The following is a 14,044-nucleotide window of genomic DNA, read 5'->3' on the forward strand; positions in this document are numbered from 1 at the left end:
TGCCTCCTACCAGTTCCGGAATCTCTTGGGCGGCTGGTACAGCCCGCCCGACGCGCGCACCAGGTCGCGCATGCTGCGCGCGGCCAGCAGGTTGCGCGTGGCATCGCGCGGGTCGATGCCCAGGTCCTGAGGGCGGTGGATCACGCCGCGGTCTCGCAGGTTCTCCACCGCGCGCCGGTCGCGGGCCAGGCCCACCGCGGTGTAGCCCGCCACGCCGCGGATGGCCTGCTCGCGCTCCTCGTCGCTGCGGCACAGCAGCAGGTTGGCAATGCCTTCCTCGGTGAGGATGTGGGTCACGTCGTCGCCGTAGATCATGATGGGCGGCAGCGCCATGCCGGCCTGCTCCTGCAGCGTCCAGGCGTCGAGCCGTTCCACGAACGCGGGCTGCATGTGTTCGCGGAAGGTCTCCACCATCTGCACCACGAGCTTTTGCCCGCGCGGCGTGCCGGCCGCGCCGGTGCGGCCCGCCCGCGCCTGCGCGCCGGCCTTGAGCCAGGCGGGGCTGGCATGGCGCCGCCCGCGCGCATCGGCCCCCATGTTGGGCGCGCCGCCGAAGCCCGCGATGCGCCCCAGTGTGGCGGTGGAGCTGTTGCCGTCCAGGTCGATCTGCAGGGTGGAGCCGATGAACAGGTCGCAGGCATAGTGGCCCGCGGCCTGGCAGAAGGCGCGGTTGCTGCGCAGGCTGCCGTCTGGGCCGGTGAAGAACACGTCCGAGCGCGCGCGGATGTAGTCCTCCATGCCCAGCTCGGAGCCGAAGGAGTGCACCGATTCCACCCAGCCGGCCTCGATGGCCGGAATCAGCGCCGGGTGCGGGTTGAGTGCCCAGTGCCGGGCGATCTTGCCCTTGAGGCCTAGCGACTCGCCGTAGGTGGGCAGCAGCAGTTCGATGGCGGCGGTGTCGAAGCCGATGCCGTGGTTCAGGCGCTGCACGCCGTACTCGCCGTAGATGCCCTTGATCGCCATCATGGCCATGAGCACCTGGATCTCGCTGATCTGCGCCGGGTCGCGCGTGAACAGCGGCTCGATGAAGTGCGGGCGCGGGGCCTGCACGACGAAGCTCACCCAGCCGGCCGGGATGTCCACGCGCGGCAGCGTGGTGGTGCGGCCGTCCACCATCTCGTTGACCTGTGCGATCACGATGCCGCCCGAGAAGGCCGTGGCCTCCACGATGGCGGGCGTGTCCTCGGTGTTGGGGCCGGTGTAGAGGTTGCCCTCGGCATCGGCCGCCTGCGCGGCGATCAGCGCGACCTGCGGCGTGAGGTCGATGAAGTAGCGCGCGAACAGCTCCAGGTAGGTGTGGATGGCGCCGATCTCGATGCGCCCGGCCGACACCAGCCGCGCGATGCGCGCGCTCTGCGGGCCCGAGAAGCTGAAATCGAGCCGCGAGGCGATGCCGTTCTCGAACACGTCCAGGTGCTGCGGCAGCGCCAGCACCGATTGCACCATGTGCAAGTGGTGCACGCGCGCCGGATCGACCTGCACCAGCGCATCGGCCAGGAAGTCGGCCTGCTTCTGGTTGTTGCCTTCGAGGCAGACGCGGTCGCCGGGCTCCAGCACGGCTTCGAGCAGCGTGCCGATGGCGGCGGCATCGACCCGTTTGCCGGCCAGCGGCATGCCGTGCGCAGCCAGCGCGCGGTCGGCCCGCGCGAGCCGGGCGGCGCGGCGGTCCGCGCGGGTGTTCCAGTCTCTGGGGTTCATGGGAGGTAGGGGTGGGTTGGAAGAAGGAAGGGTGGGGGCCTGCGGCCGGTCAGAGCACCACGAACAGCAGCCACACCACCACGGGTGCGATCAGTGTGACAGCGGCGCCATACACCATGAGCTGGCGGAAGAACACCTCGCGGTTCACGCCGCGCGCATTGGCCAGCACCAGCGCGCCGTTGGTGGAGAAGGGGCTCACATCGACGATGGTGGACGACACGGCCATGGCCGCGATGAACCCCACCGCGCCCACGCCGGCATCGCCCGAGCCGCCGCCCTGCAGAAACGGCACGGCCAGCGGGATCAGCGAGCCCAGCACTGCCGTGGACGAGGCGAAGGCCGAGATCACCGCGCCGACGAAGCACAGCAGCAGCGCCGCCATCAGCGGCGAGGTGAGCGCGGCGACGCTGTGGCCCACGAAGTCGATGGTGCCCATCTTGTCCATCACGCCCACGAAGGTGCTGACGCCCACGATCAGCATGATCTCGGGCCACGACACCTGGCCGAGCGCGCGCTTTTGCAGGTTGGGCGCCATCAGCGTGAGCAACAGGCCGATGGTGATGGAGACGAAACCGATGTCCTGCTTGAAGAACAGCGTCAGCACGGCGAGGGTGAGCAGGCCGATGACGGTGACCGCCTGGTACCAGCGCGCACCCTCCGCTTGCGGCGTGGACGGGGCGGCGTTCATGAGCGAGTCGTCGGTCTGGGCGGCGGTGCGGCGTTCCTCGGCCAGGGAGTCGCCCTCGGCGTTGCCATAGACCTGGGCGCCGCCCTGGCCGTGGGCGACCTGCGGCAGGTCGAACGGGGTGTTGCGGGCGCCGGTGCGCTGGCGCGCCAGCTTCAGGCCGCCCATGGCCACGAACAGCGCCATGGCCACGGCCAGGTTCACCGCGAGGCTGGCCGCCATGGTGGCGATGGGGTTCAGCGGCAGGCCGGCCGTGGCCACGATCTTGTTGGTGATGCCGCCGTAGATGCTGATCGGCGAGAAGCCGCCGCCCTGCGCGCCGTGGATGACGAGCAGGCCCATCATCAGCGGGTTGATGCCGTACTTGGCCGCGAAGCCCAGCGCGATGGGCGCGATGATCGCGACCGCCGCCGGGCTGACGGCCCCCACGCCCGTGAGCGCCGCGGCGATGAAGAACATGATCCACGGGATCGCCGCGATGCGCCCGCGCACCGCGCGCACCGCCAGCTTGACCAGCCAGTCGATCGTGCCGTTGTTCTGCGCCAGCGCGAACAGGTAGGTGATGCCCACCAGGGTCAGGAACAGGTCGACCGGAAAGCCCGCCATGATGGCCTTGGCATTCATGCCGGCCACGAGCGTGCCGACCAGGAAGGCCCCGACGAAGGCGATGACGCCCATGTTGATGGGCAGCACGGTGGCGATGACGAACATGCTGGCGAGCGCGCAGATGGATATCCAGTGGGAAGTCATTGAATTTGTCTCCTGTCCGTGGCGCCCCGCGGCGGCACAGGCCGGTGGCTGTGCTCATGGATGCGGGGCTTTGTTCTTGCAGGGGACGATACGCAGCCGGGCGGCGCGGATCAATGCCAGCGGCGTGCCGACACTTACGCTAATCGAAACGATCCAGGGTTACCCCGTAGGGTTGCCACGGGTGGCAGCCGAGGCGGCTCAGGACAGCGCCGCTTTGGCGGTGCGGCAGACGGCCAGCAGGGCGAGCAGGTTGGGGTCGCGCTCGCGGGTGCGCAGGAAGTGCAGCGCGATGGTCTGGCGCATGCGGTAGCGCGGCTGCAGCGCGATGAGCCGCACGTTGGGCGGCAGCACGCCGCGCACCCGCCCGGGCAGCAGGGTGCAGCCCACGCCGCCGCTCACCAGGTTCATCAGCGAGAAGATGTCCTCGGTCTGCATCACCACGTCGGGGGTGAAGCCGGCCACCCGGAACGTCTCCATGAAGCCCTGGTAGGTCACGAAGCCTTCCGTGAGGCTGACGAAGCGCTCGCTGGCGCAGGCGGCCAGGTCGATGGGCTCGTCGGGCGGGTAGGGCGAGTCGGCCGGCGCGGCGAAGTGGATGTCGTCCTCGAACAAGGGCTCGCACTCGAGGTCGGGCATATCGCCGGACGACCCCATCAGCGCGGCGTCGATGGCGCCGTTGCGCAGCTTTTGCCGCAGGTCGGCGTCCGAGCCCAGCACCAGTTCGGTCTGCAGTTCGGGCAGGCGCCGCTTCATGCCCATCACGAGGGTGGGCACCGTGCGGCTGGTCAGCGAATAGAGCGATCCGATGCGGATGCGGTCGGACGAATACCCGGCCACTGCCCGCGTGGAGCGGATGCCCTCGGCCAGCGTGCCCAGCAGCTCGCGCGCGACCTCCGCCAGGTGGTGTGCGGCCTCGGTGGGGTGCAGGTGCCGGCCTTCGTGGCGGAACAGAGGGCAGCGCAGCGCGTCCTCCAGCGAGTGCAGGGCGCGGTGCACGCTGACCGCGCTGATGTCCAGGCTCTCCGCAGCACGCGCGAGGTTGCCCGCCTCCAGGAAGACCCGCAGGATGTGCAGCTTGCGAAGGGTGATGTCGTCATCGGGACGGTGGGGCATGGCCATGCGGTGGGGGCTCGATCAGAATTCGTGCTGGGCCGATTGCAGCACATTGCGCGGCCGCTTTTGCAAAACCATCCACTGGCCCGCGGGGCCCACAGGAGAGAGAAACCCATGGCAATCGATTTCAAGGGCCGCGTGGCCATCGTGACGGGCGCGGGCGGCGGCCTGGGCCGCCAGCATGCACTGGCGCTGGCGGCGCGGGGCGCGAAGGTGCTGGTCAACGACCTGGGCGGCGCGGTGGACGGCAGCGGCGCGGCCGTGGGTGCGGCGCAGGCCGTGGTGGACGAGATCCGCGCGGCCGGCGGCGAGGCGCTGGCCAACGGCGCCTCGGTGACCGACTTCGCGGCCGTGCAGGGCATGGTGCAGCAGGCCGTCGATGCCTGGGGCCGCGTGGACATCCTGGTCAACAACGCCGGCATCCTGCGCGACAAGTCCTTCGGCAAGATGGACATGGACGATTTCCGCCTCGTGGTGGATGTGCACCTGATGGGTGCGGCCCATTGCTGCAAGGCCGTGTGGGCGCACATGGTGGCGCAGCAATACGGCCGCATCGTGATGACGACCTCTTCCACCGGCCTGTACGGCAACTTCGGCCAGGCCAACTACGGCGCCGCCAAGCTGGCGCAGGTCGGGCTGATGCAGACGCTCGCCATCGAAGGGGCCAAGCACGGCATCCACGTGAACGCGCTCGCGCCCACCGCCGCCACCCGCATGACCGAGGGCCTGATGCCCGAGGAGGTGCTGGCCGCCCTCAAGCCCGAGGCCGTGGTGCCGGCCATGCTGGTGCTGGCGCACGAAAGCGCGCCCACGCGCACCATCCTGTGCGCGGGCGCCGGCACCTTCGAGGCGGCGCACGTCACGCTCACGCAGGGGGTGCATCTGGGCATCGGGTCCGATGTGCCCGAGCAACTCGCCGCGCGCCTGGCCGAGGTGACCGACCGCACCGGCGAACAGGTGCCGCAAAGCGGCGCGGCCCAAGGGACGAACGAGGTGCGGCTGGCCCAGCAGCGCTGAGCGTCCGGGGCCGGCGTCGCGCCGCGCCGGCGTTTCAGCGCACCGGCTCGGCCGCGAGCGCCTCGCGCAGGATGCGGCGGATCTCCAGGATCGCCCGGGGGTTTTCCTGCACGCTGTGGTGCGAGGTCAGCACCAGTTCCGACTCGGCACCCGCCAGGTGGGCGCTGCCGTAGGGCACGATGCCATCGCTCGACTGCGCCAGCGGGGTGCCCGGGTCTTCGCGGCCCATGATGGAGTGGTAGCGCACGCGCGGGCCGATCGGCAGGTCGGCGGCGGCGCGCACGAACGGGTCGGTGTCGGCCAGGTTGTCGATGCTGTTGGGCAGGCGCGGCGGAACGCCCCCGGACGAGGGCTGCGTGGCCTGTGCCCTGGCCAGCGTGCGGGTCGCATCGCCGAAGCGCTCCAGCACGGCCAGCGGCAGCGTCACCATATTGGCCAGCCAGCGCGAGAGGGTCTTGTTGGCGAACGGCGTGCCCCGGTGGGGCGCGGCGATGAAGACCGCCCGGCTCACCTGGGGCATGGGGTGGAACACCAGGAAGGGGCCGAGGTCCTCGCGCAACCGGGCCTGGTCTTCCGGGGGCAGCACGGGGCGGCCGATGACCTCGTCCCACAGCGTGTCGCCGGATTCGGACACCAACAGCCGCGCCAGAACGCCCCCCATGCTGTGGCCGACCAGCACGATGTCGCGCGATGCGTGCGCCGTGCCGGCGGGATCGAAGTGCGCCAGCGTCTGCACCAGGGCCTCCCGGATGTCGTGCTGGTTGAGAGCCAGCGGTGCATTGGTGGGGTAGTACACCTGCCACACCTGGTAGGCGTCCCGCAACTGCGCATCGCCCAGGACCTCGTTGGCCACGTTGATCCAGGCCTCGGGGCTGCTGGCCAGCCCGTGCAGCATGACGATGGTGCGGCGGTTCGGGTCATAGGGCTGCATGAGGTGGATGCGCGGCGCGTCCAGCCGGTCGCTCCAGCCCAGCAGCGTGCGCATGGCCTGCGTGGCGAAGCCCGAGCGGGCCAGCCACAGGCCGTACCCCGCGGTGAAGTTGCCTGCCAGCGGCACCTGCTGCCCGCCCAGTTCCACCCGCGCTGTGTGGTAGGGGTCGTAGATCGCCACCTGCACCTCCTGCGTGCGCAGCACTTCGCCCAGCGTCTTGCCGGGAAACCGCAACAGCGCGGTGGCCGCGGGGTAGGGCATTTCCTTGAACGGTGCGGGCGTTTGCTCGCCCGGCTCGGGCACCGACGCCGCCACCAGTTCCGTGCCGAAGCCGTCTCGCCGGTAGGTGTTGCGAACGCCGGAAAACCGTAGCGTGGTGGCCGGGATCAGTTCCTCGGGCAGCGGGGCGTCGCTGGGCAGGCGGATGTCCGAGGCGTCGCTGGAAATCCGCCAGGCGCCGAGGGTGCGCGCCTCGTCCGACCGGCGCCCTTCGGCGCGGTAGCGCTGGAACAGCAGGGACACCACGCGCTGCGTGGCGAAGTTGTAGTAGTCGCGCACCTGCGTCTGCCGGTCTTCGAACGCGCGCTCGCCGGGGGAGCGCTGCGTGAAGAACAGATAGGCCCAGGCGTAGCGGGCCGACTCCATCCAGGCATCGAGCGCCTCGTCCTGCGGCAGCGGCGCGCTGTGGTCGCGTTCGCCTTCGAGGCCGACCTGCAGCCAGACTTCTGCCAGCGCCGACAGGCGCTGCTCCTCGCTGATGCCGTTCGAGGCGGCCAGCTGGTTGCGGCAGTCGGCCAGGTCGTCCGCGCAGGTGTCGGCATCGCTGCCGATCACGCGCAGCACCTCTTCGGTGGCCTCGCTGACCCGGCCGCTGGTAAGCACGTCGCCGCGCCGCTGCGACAGGTATTCGCGCGGCGACATCGACGACACCGTCACCCCCGCGCAGCCGCACAGCACGGCCGCTGCGCACAGTGCGGCGAGCCCTCGCAACACCGACCAGGGTGTGCGGCGCGGGGCAGGGGACCAGGTGCGGTGGAACGGCGACGGGGTGGTTGGCGACATGGGGCGGGCCGGGCGGCGACGGGGTGGCCGATGTTACCCGGCGGCCCTGCGAATGGGGCGCTGCCTGACGCCGCGGTGCGCAGTGCTGCGGTACGCTTGCCGGCTTATGAGGATCTCTCCGGAACACCGCCTGCGGGCCGCCTTGCGCGTGGCGCTGAGCCACTATGTCTTCAACGGCCTGTCGGTGGCCTTCGGCCTGCTGCTCATTTCGGCCGGGGTGCACGGTTGGCTGGGCGCGGCGGCGGCCGCCTCGGCGTCGGTCGGGGTCATCGTCACCGCGCCGCCCGACCTGCCCGGCCCGGCGCGGGGCAAGTTCTGGCAGATGCTGCCGGCGCCCCTGCTGGGCGTGCCGCTCTTTTTCGGGGTGCAGATGCTGCACCCTTCGGAGCTGGCCCTGGGACTGCTGATCGTGCCGGCCAGCTTCGTCGCGTTCCTGGCCATGGCCTGGGGCAAGCGCGGCGTGCCGATCGCGGTGGCCGTGATGTTCTCCATGGTGTTCTCCATGGCCGTGCCGCCCACGCCGGGCGTGGAGCCGCTGGCGGCGGCGCTCGCGACCACCGGGCATTTCGCGCTCGGGGCGGCTTTGTACGTGCTGTATTCGGTGGTGGCCAACCATGCGCTCAATGCGCGCTACCGCGTGCAGTCGGTGGCGGATGCTCTGCTGGCGCTCGCTGCGCTGATGCGCGTGCAGGCACGGCAATTCACGCCCGTCGATCTGCAGGGCCCGCCCGCGCCCGCCTTGGCGGGGGCCTTGCTGCACCGGCAGGCGGCCCTGGCCGAGCAGTTGCAGGCCGCGCGCAACATCGTGCTGGAGTCGCCCCGCACGCCGCGGCGCCAGCGGCTGGCCGGCATGCTGCTGCTGGTGCTGGAAATGCGCGACCACCTGCTGGCCTGCGAGTTGGACCTGGACACGCTCAAGGCCCACCCCGGCCATGCGCCCGTGGTGGTCGGACTGCGCGACGTGCTGCACCACGTGGCCGACGAGATGGAGCGCCTGGCCGACGCCATGCTCATCGGCCGCAGGCCCACCGCCTTCGCCGACCACCGGCCCCACCTGGCGGCCCTTCGCTGGGACGAAGTGCCTCAGCCCCAGCCCGGGCCCGAGGGCGCCAACCCGTCGCCCCGCCTGCTGGCGCGCGGGCTGGCGGACCGCATCGGCCACATCAACGACGAGGCGTTGCGCATGATCGCCCTGGCCCGCGGCGAGGCCGAGCCCAACCTGGCCGTGGTGCGCGCGAACTGGCAGATGTTCGTGAGCCCCACCGCGTGGTCGTGGCACCCGTTCAACGGCCTGTGGCGCTGGGATGCGCCGCCGCTGCGCCACGCCATCCGCGCGGCCCTGGCCATGGGCGTGGGCTATGCGGTGGCGCAGGCGCTGCCCTGGGGCACGCACGCCTACTGGATCCTGCTGACCATCGTGGTGGTGCTGCGCGGCAGCCTGGCGCAGACCCTGGAGCGGCGCAACAGCCGCGTGGCCGGCACGCTGCTGGGCTGCGTGCTGGCGCTGGGGCTGCTGTCCATGCACCCCACCGCGCTGGGCCTGATCGTGTGCCTCACGCTGGCGCAGGCCGTGGCCCATGGCTTTGCCGTGCGGCGCTACCTCATCACCGCGGTGGCGGCCACCGTGCTCGGACTAGTGCAGTCGCACATGCTGCATGCGGGCAGCAGCACGGCCTTCGCGCTGTTCGAGCGGCTGGCCGATACCCTCATCGGCACCGGCGTGGCCTGGGCGTTTTCCTATGTGCTGCCCTCGTGGGAGCGCACGCAGATCCCCGCCCTCGTGTCGCGCACCCTGGCCGCGCAGGCGCTGCATGCGCGCGAGGCGCTGGCCCTGGGGCAGCTGCAGGCGGTGGACAACGCGCCCGAGCTGGCCTGGCGGCTGGCGCGGCGCGAGGCCTACGACAGTCTCTCGGCCCTGGTGCAGGCCACGCAGCGGTCGCTGTCGGAGCCGCGCGCCGTGCGCCCGCCGCTCGAACCCCTGGAACGGCTGCAGGTGCATTGCTACCAGTTGCTCGCCCAGCTCACGGCCGTGAAGACCATGCTGCTGCTGCGCCGCGGCCACCTGGAGCCCGAGCGGTTGCAGGCGCCGCTGGCCACCACGGCCGAGGCCATCGGCAACGCCCTGTCCGCGCCGCGTGGCTCGGCGGATGCCGCCATGCCCCCGCGCATCTCGCCCGGCCCCGAGCCGCTGCCCGACCCGTTCGATGCCCAGCTCGGCCCGTGGCTGTTGCGCCGCCTGGGCCTGGCGGTGGGGCTGGCCGAGGAACTGCGCAGCGATGCGGACCAGGTGCTGCAAAGCATGAACACAAAGGCGCCGGACGCGCAGCCCGTGGCCGAACGCAGCGCCTGAGGGCGGCCGAGGTCGCGACACCCGGGGAACGCGCTCAGTCCCGGTGGGCCTGGATCTCGCCTTCCTCGTCGCCTTCGGGCACGGTGGGCAGGCGCGCTTGCGCAGGCGCGGCCGCCGTGGCCTTCCATTGCCCCGCCGGCTCCACCTCGTGGCCGGGATCCGCGCGCAGCACGGGCTCGTACAAGATCCACTGCGCTACCGTGCGCATGGCTTCGGCGCCCCGGTTGTTCTGGCGTTTCAGGAAGAAGTCCAGGCCGCGCTCGCGCAGGATCTTGGCCTTTTCGCGCAGCAGCAGCAGCGTGGGCTCCCACAGTTCGTCCTTCACCACCAGGTCGTCGAAACCCTGCGCATGCCCCTGGGCTTCCCGCAGGCGCGTGGCTCCCTGCTCCCGGCACAACTCGGCCTGCTTCATGTGCGCCACCCCTTCGTCCCGCCGGCGCGCCATCACCGGCGACCGGCCGGTCTTGCCCATCGCCTTGCGCTGCATGCGCGCTGCGGCCTGCTCCAGGTGCTCCGCTGCGGCGGCCGTCTGGTCCGCCTCCAGCGCCGTGCGGGCCTGCTTGAGGTGCGCGCGGGTGGAGCGCAGGTCCATTCCGGCCGCCTCGAATTCCGTGGCCGCGCTTTCGTATTCCGTGCAGGCCGCCTCGAACTTCGCCTTGGCGGCTTCGCCATCCATGCGGGCGAGTGCGCGGAACATGTCCAGCGCGGGGGCGGCGGGCGCCTTCATCGCCTTGTCGGCGAACATGGCCGCCAGGCCGTTGCCCTGTGCGAACGCCTGGGTCTGCTCCATGAAATGTTCGAGCTGCAGTTCGGACGCGACATGCTTCAAGTCGTCCTCTACCGCAGCGCCCAGCTTGCCCACCCCGTAGGCCGACCAGCTGTCCCACTCGTCGCGCACGAGCTGCTGGAACACGTCGAACTCCGAGACATCGGTGGCGCGGTCGCTGCGCATCGGATCGATCTCGTCGTCGAAGACGAACAGCGTGCAAAAGTGGGTCACGGCCTTGGAGACCAGCTCCCGGCCGTAGCTGGCATCCAGCAGCCCCAGGCTGCCGCTGGCCTTCTGGCGCGGGCCGTTCTTCGGATCGTCCTGCACGGATTCCGCGAACTGCACTCCCAGCGTGGCGCGCCCCGACACCTCCACCTTCATCTGGGCCGTGGCATCGCGGTAGATGGTGGTCATGTAGCCGGCCACCGTGGTGCGGGTCTGGCCGTTGTCCTGCCGGGATTTAACGCCCACGCCGGCTGACACGCCGGCCCGCCGCCCCTTGCCCGCCACCTCGCCCACCCGCACGCCCGCGCTGAGCGACACGTTGGTCTCGGTGCCCATGCTGCTGCGCTGCGCGTCGTCGATGATCCCCATGCTCAGCTCGGGGTGGTGGGCCAGCAGCTCCCGCATCCAGTCCCGGCGGGCCGGCTGGCCGTCCCCGGTGGGGGCCGCCATGTCGAAAAGATGCTCCAGCGCGTCGATGAACTGCGCGTCCAGCTGGGGCTCGCGGTTCTTGGTCAGCCGGGGCATGCGCATCTGAACGCCGTTCTCCACGCCCCGCTCGCCGCGCCAGCGCCAGTCGGCCCCGCCGGTCACGCCGAAGCTGGCCTGATCGGTGTCCATCGCGACCGAGTAGCCGGTGGTCACCCCGGCACCGGCCTGTACCTGGTTGGTGGACTGGGACGTGATCTGCAGGTACATGCCGGTGCGGCCGCGGTACAGCTCCAGGATGCGGTCCTCGTTGTGCTGCACCCCGCCGATGAGCTTGACGCCCAGGCCCACGGCGCTCGTGATCGCCGCGGCCGCCGACAGCGGACCGAGGTTGACGCCGTAGGTCTTCTGGCCCAGCAGCTTCATCCGGTCGCGCCATTCGAGGTGCTGGGCCACATCGCGCAGCAGGTTGAACAGCGCCCGGCTTTTGGTGGCGTTGGCCGGGTCCCCGTCGTGCAGCAGGTTGAGGGCTTTGTACAGCGCCACGTGGAAGGCATTGCCCTGGGCCTGCACGTGTTCCCCATCGGCGCTGACCGGTGGCGGGGCGGACCCGTTTTTCGCCTCTTGCAGCGGCTCGCTCAGCAATGCGTGCTGCAGCAGGGCTAGGGCTTGCACGCCGGTGTGCGGCTGGGCGCGCAGTTGCTCCCATGCGGAGCGCATCGCGGGGGATTCGGTGGCGGTGGTGATCTCGCCGCCACGGCGGGCGGTTTTTCGCGCCGCATCGCGCCGCGCGGCATCGCATTGCGCGCGGATGCCGTCGAGCAGGGCGGTGTCCAGCACCATGGAGGCGCGCTCGGTGCCCTCGGGCGCCCAGCGTATCTTTTCGGCGATGGCCTGCCAGGCCAGTTCGGATTCGGAGGGCACCTCGGTCGCAGGCCGTTGCGCTCGCGCGGCCCTGAGGTACTGGGTGAGGTGGTCCGCCGCTTTCTCCAGTTCGTCTTCCGCCCGGCGGTTCGGGGTGGGCAAGGCGGTGGCCGATCCCACCTGCAGGGCCTGCGGCAGCGAGCGCAGCGGGTTGATCTTCTGGCCCCGCCGGCTCTTGGGGGCGGCGGGGCTGGCCGCATCGGCCTCAGTGTGGTCGATGTCGTGCAGCCAGTCCGCGATTTTCTGCAGGTGCTGGTTGGCGCGGTCGTAGGGGGAGCCCTCGGCGTTGCTGCGGTAGCCGTTGCGGATGGCGTGGTAGGCCGCGCGCTCGTCGTCCGTGCAGGCGGCCAGGGCCTGGGCCGGGTCGGCAGCGTGCAGGGCCGTGCGGGCGGCATGGGAGGCGGCGGCCAGCCATTCGCGCAGCTGCGGTGTGGGCGCGGTCCGCATCGCGGCCTCGGTCTGCAGGGCCAGGCGAGCCGTGTGGCGGCGGGTGTGGTCGGGCATGCCTTCGGCCGCCGGTGCCAGCAGGTGGCCCAGCGCCTGGGTGCCGCGCGGCATGCGGGCCAGCAGGTCCACCGTGCGCTGGGTGACATCGCCCAGCGCGGGCGCTGCGTGCGGGCCTGCGGCCGGGTCGGGCAGCAGCGTGCTCCAAGTGTGGTTGCGCAGGGCCTGCAGCGTCTTCAGCGCCACCTCGGCATTGCCCTCGCTGGTATCGGCCAGGGCCTTGATCGCCATCGTCAGTGCGCCCGCGGGCTCGATGGCTTCGGCGCCGTGGCGGGTGGGGTCGATGGTCTTCACCCAGTCGCGGAGCGCCTCGCGCAGGGCCTTGATCTCGGGCGAGCTTCGGTACACCTCGAAGCCGGGCAGGCGCCGCAGCTGCAGGTCGATGACCTCGCCATAGGTCTTTTGCAGGGCTTCGGCCGCGATCCGGTGGCGGCGCTGGGCGTGCTCCAGCTGCACCTCGGCCTCCTTGCGGCGCTGGGCCAGGGCCGGCTGCAGCGACTTCAGGTCGGCGGCGCCGGCTTCGAACTCGAACATTTCTCGCGCGGCGGTCTGGGCCAGTCGCTGGGTGTGTTCCAGCGCGGCGTCCTTGTCCTGGCTGCGCAGCACCAGTTCGGCGTGCTTGTCGGCTTGTCGGCTTTTCAGTGCCTGCAGTGCCTCGATGTGCTCGGCCAGCCCGTCCAGCTCGCCACGGCGGCTGCCGCCCGCCTCTTCGCTGTCTGCGCGCAAGCGCTCGAGCGCCTGGTCCAGCCGCTGCTGCGTGGCCTGCAGTTCCTTTTGCGCGGCGGCTTGCTGCGCATGCAGCGCGGCCTGCCAGATGGCCAGGGATTTCTTTTCGCTGGTGAGCTGGTGCGCCTGGTCGGCCATGTGCGCGGCCCGCTGGCCGCGCAAGCCGGCCTCGGTGGCCTGGTGCGCTTCGTGGTGCTGCACCAGCCGTTCCATCGCGATGGCCTTGTCCACGGCGATCTGGGCCAGCCGTACGGTTTCGCCGGCCTTCATCTGGCCGGCCAGCACCGGCGCCACGCTTTCCCAATGGCCGCGGCTGCGCGGCGGGATGCGCGAGGGGTCCTGCGGGGTGTTCTGGTAGCGGAGCATTTCCTCGATGGGCTTCGGGTTGCCCCGTGCCATGCCTAAGCAACTGCCCACCTTGTTCGCCAACTGGCCCAGCACCGATCGGGGCTTGCGCGGGGGCATGGCCGCGGCATCGGCGGCGGGCAGCGGCTGCGCGAGGTATTTGCGCGCGGCCCGGCCCGCGTCGTACAGGGGCGACAGCAGTTCGTTCTGCGCGGCCCGCGGGTCGAGCTGGTGCAGCTTGTGGTGGGCCTGTTTGTGGCTGGCCGGCGCACCGGCGTGGGCACTCGATGTCGAGTTGCCGGGCACGCCTGCGGACGAGGTGGTGGGACGCACTGAGAATTTGGGCATGGTGTCCAGTCGTTCATGGGCGTCGTGTGCGTTCCACGGGCAAGGGGTTGCCTGGGAACAGTGGCTGGACCGGGCACATTGCACGCCCTGCGTTGGCTGGCCACGACACGCGCGATGGTGCAATGCGGCACCCGGGGCCGCGGGCCTGCCTGCGAAGGGCGGTGCGGCCGG

General features: G+C 71.1%; 7 protein-coding genes. 2 read left to right on the forward strand and 5 right to left on the reverse strand.

The features are described from left to right. Nucleotides 1–6: 6 nt before the first annotated feature. The 3 genes from mdcA to AVTE2539_RS06720 form a co-directional block, all read right to left on the reverse strand. On the reverse strand, nucleotides 7–1,698 hold the full coding sequence (mdcA, locus tag AVTE2539_RS06710) for a malonate decarboxylase subunit alpha (protein WP_272564052.1): 1,692 nt from the start codon (nucleotides 1,696–1,698) through the stop codon (nucleotides 7–9). 49 nt (nucleotides 1,699–1,747) lie between these two features. Then, complete coding sequence (locus AVTE2539_RS06715) at nucleotides 1,748–3,133, reverse strand: SLC13 family permease (RefSeq protein ID WP_284409080.1); 1,386 nt, start codon at nucleotides 3,131–3,133, stop codon at nucleotides 1,748–1,750. A 198-nt stretch (nucleotides 3,134–3,331) separates the two neighbouring features. After that, on the reverse strand, nucleotides 3,332–4,246 hold the full coding sequence (locus AVTE2539_RS06720) for a LysR family transcriptional regulator (protein WP_284404557.1): 915 nt from the start codon (nucleotides 4,244–4,246) through the stop codon (nucleotides 3,332–3,334). Between the two features lie 114 nt (nucleotides 4,247–4,360). Between AVTE2539_RS06720 and AVTE2539_RS06725 the strand changes: the two genes are divergently transcribed. Then, nucleotides 4,361–5,263 carry an SDR family NAD(P)-dependent oxidoreductase gene (locus tag AVTE2539_RS06725; RefSeq protein ID WP_284399521.1) on the forward strand — a complete coding sequence of 301 codons (903 nt, stop codon included), beginning with the start codon at nucleotides 4,361–4,363 and terminating at the stop codon, nucleotides 5,261–5,263. 34 nt (nucleotides 5,264–5,297) lie between these two features. On the opposite strand, the gene AVTE2539_RS06730 is transcribed toward AVTE2539_RS06725, so the two are convergent. Then, nucleotides 5,298–7,256, reverse strand: coding sequence for an esterase/lipase family protein (locus AVTE2539_RS06730; protein ID WP_284409082.1), 1,959 nt, complete (start codon nucleotides 7,254–7,256; stop codon nucleotides 5,298–5,300). A 106-nt stretch (nucleotides 7,257–7,362) separates the two neighbouring features. Here AVTE2539_RS06730 and AVTE2539_RS06735 point away from each other — a divergent pair, with 106 nt between their 5' ends. Then, nucleotides 7,363–9,606 (forward strand): FUSC family protein, encoded by a 2,244-nt coding sequence (locus AVTE2539_RS06735; RefSeq protein WP_284409084.1) that lies wholly within the window; start codon nucleotides 7,363–7,365, stop codon nucleotides 9,604–9,606. 34 nt (nucleotides 9,607–9,640) lie between these two features. Here AVTE2539_RS06735 and xopZ read toward each other — a convergent pair whose 3' ends face one another. After that, nucleotides 9,641–13,873 (reverse strand): XopZ family type III secretion system effector, encoded by a 4,233-nt coding sequence (xopZ, locus tag AVTE2539_RS06740; protein ID WP_284409086.1) that lies wholly within the window; start codon nucleotides 13,871–13,873, stop codon nucleotides 9,641–9,643. Nucleotides 13,874–14,044 lie beyond the last annotated feature (171 nt).

This window comes from Acidovorax sp. SUPP2539 (assembly GCF_030158975.1).
Taxonomy (GTDB): domain Bacteria; phylum Pseudomonadota; class Gammaproteobacteria; order Burkholderiales; family Burkholderiaceae_C; genus Paracidovorax.

Excerpts from the sequence above, each read along its gene's own strand:
- AVTE2539_RS06715 (WP_284409080.1), bottom strand. The coding sequence starts at position 3,133 with ATGACTTCCCACTGGATATCCATCTGCGCGCTCGCCAGCATGTTCGTC.
- AVTE2539_RS06730 (WP_284409082.1), bottom strand. The coding sequence starts at position 7,256 with ATGTCGCCAACCACCCCGTCGCCGTTCCACCGCACCTGGTCCCCTGCC.
- AVTE2539_RS06720 (WP_284404557.1), bottom strand. The coding sequence starts at position 4,246 with ATGCCCCACCGTCCCGATGACGACATCACCCTTCGCAAGCTGCACATC.
- AVTE2539_RS06725 (WP_284399521.1), top strand. The coding sequence starts at position 4,361 with ATGGCAATCGATTTCAAGGGCCGCGTGGCCATCGTGACGGGCGCGGGC.
- AVTE2539_RS06735 (WP_284409084.1), top strand. The coding sequence starts at position 7,363 with ATGAGGATCTCTCCGGAACACCGCCTGCGGGCCGCCTTGCGCGTGGCG.
- xopZ (WP_284409086.1), bottom strand. The coding sequence starts at position 13,873 with ATGCCCAAATTCTCAGTGCGTCCCACCACCTCGTCCGCAGGCGTGCCC.
- mdcA (WP_272564052.1), bottom strand. The coding sequence starts at position 1,698 with ATGAACCCCAGAGACTGGAACACCCGCGCGGACCGCCGCGCCGCCCGG.